A 1674-nucleotide genomic window follows, 5' to 3' on the forward strand; every position below is an offset into this window, starting at 1 on the left:
TATTATTAGTGCTTCAACTTGACCTAATTGCCCCAAATGAGATATGACGAATAAATTTTGAACTCCTTGAATCTTAGATATATTAGAAGAAAAAAATACCCATGAATCTTTAAAGAATCTAATAGGATTAATTAGTAGTTTTTTTAATTTACTCATCCATTACTATCTCATTTATTAATATCAAAAAAATCTTTAACAACTAGTATATTATTAGAAAATAGAAAAGACTTTATATAGCGATGACCATTTTCAGATACTTCGTTTTGAAAATAGGGATTTTTCATGTTAGGTAATGCGCTTACAAATTGAGCAGAAATAATTTTGGCGATACCTTCTATAATAGAATGACGCTCCGCAATAACATCGACAACAGTTTTACCACGCACTCGTCCTTTTTGTCTATCACCAATATTTACTGTTCCTACTTTTAAGGTTGGTGCTTCAATTAATCCTGAAGATGAGTTGCCAATTAAGCCGCACGAATTCTTAATCAATGATAAATATTCTTCCGTTGACACCGAAGTGAAGAATTTATAGTTTCTTTCCCTCGTAAATGTTGTGATCATTTGATAAATTTTATCTGAGCCGGTATCTGAATTTGAGCCAATAAAGACAAAGTTAAATTCTTTAAAATAATCTAAGGCAGATAATAACTCATCGACTTGCTCTGTAATATCTTTACCTGTTATTGTTTCAGGATGAAAAACAACGACAAAGTATGGTTTATCCGTAGCATTCAACAACTTATTTTTTATAAGTTCATCTTTAGAAAGCAATTGAAGTTTGGTGACGTTTTCAGCACCTAAAGCCCCAATATTGAATACGGTATTTGGATGCTCGCCCAATTGGATAACTCTATCTCGATATTCTTCGGTCGCAACAAGATGCAAACGCGACATCTTAGTAATACTATGACGAATAAATTCATCATAGTTTCCAAGTGTTTTCTCTCCGCCATGTAGATGAATTATCGGGATATTGTGCATTGCTGCAGCAATAGCAACAGACATCATTTCATAACGATCACCCAATATGATGATCGCATCAAATTTTTCTTTATAGAAATACTCACCAAATTGCTGTAAACAATCTGCCATAGAAGCGGTAATATCTGCATTATTTGAATTATTCATATTGATAGGGATAGATTTATGAATTTTAAATCCATCTTTTTCAATTTGACGATAGGTATTTCCATACTTCGGGTCAAGATGCATAGCCGTGACAACAATATGCAATTTAATACTCTCATCATTATCTAGCGAACGTAGCAAGCGTTTGACGATGCCGTACTCTGCTCTCGATCCAGTAATATAGGCGATTGATTTTTTCATTTTATTGCCTCTATGATGATTTTTTCTAATACTTGATATCCACATGAATTCAAATGCAATCCATCATTAGTATAGTCAAAATTTAATTTTCCGTACTTATCAGACATAATATGGTTAAGCTCAATAAAGTTAATTTTATCTGTAAATACACTGCGCAGGCTATCATTCAACTGTTTAATAACTCGGTTATCTCGATCTGCTCGGAATGTTGTGTATAGCGTCTCAAGTAGATAAATTTTAACATTAGGATTTATTTGGAGTAATTTTAAAATAATCTCGTCAATCCAATCAATGCTATCTTCTATCTTCCAGTTTTCCAGTACAATATCATTTGTGCCTA

At 32.4% G+C, this 1674-nt stretch carries 2 protein-coding genes; both read right to left on the reverse strand.

Features of this window, described 5'->3' with window-relative positions; all coding sequences use genetic code 11:
• Positions 1-167: 167 nt before the first annotated feature.
• Positions 168-1334 carry a UDP-N-acetylglucosamine 2-epimerase gene (gene neuC / locus FHQ30_RS12800; RefSeq protein ID WP_139615129.1) on the reverse strand — a complete coding sequence of 389 codons (1167 nt, stop codon included), beginning with the start codon at positions 1332-1334 and terminating at the stop codon, positions 168-170.
• Positions 1331-1674 (reverse strand): GDSL-type esterase/lipase family protein (locus FHQ30_RS12805; protein WP_500692273.1); only part of this gene is annotated, 344 nt, incomplete at its 5' end. The genes neuC and FHQ30_RS12805, both read right to left, overlap by 4 nt.

Origin of the sequence: Testudinibacter sp. 'clade 2' (genome assembly GCF_006227735.1) — a bacterium.
Lineage (GTDB): Bacteria > Pseudomonadota > Gammaproteobacteria > Enterobacterales > Pasteurellaceae > Chelonobacter.

Coding starts and splice junctions, on each gene's coding strand:
- neuC (WP_139615129.1), bottom strand. CDS start 1,334: ATGAAAAAATCAATCGCCTATATTACTGGATCGAGAGCAGAGTACGGC.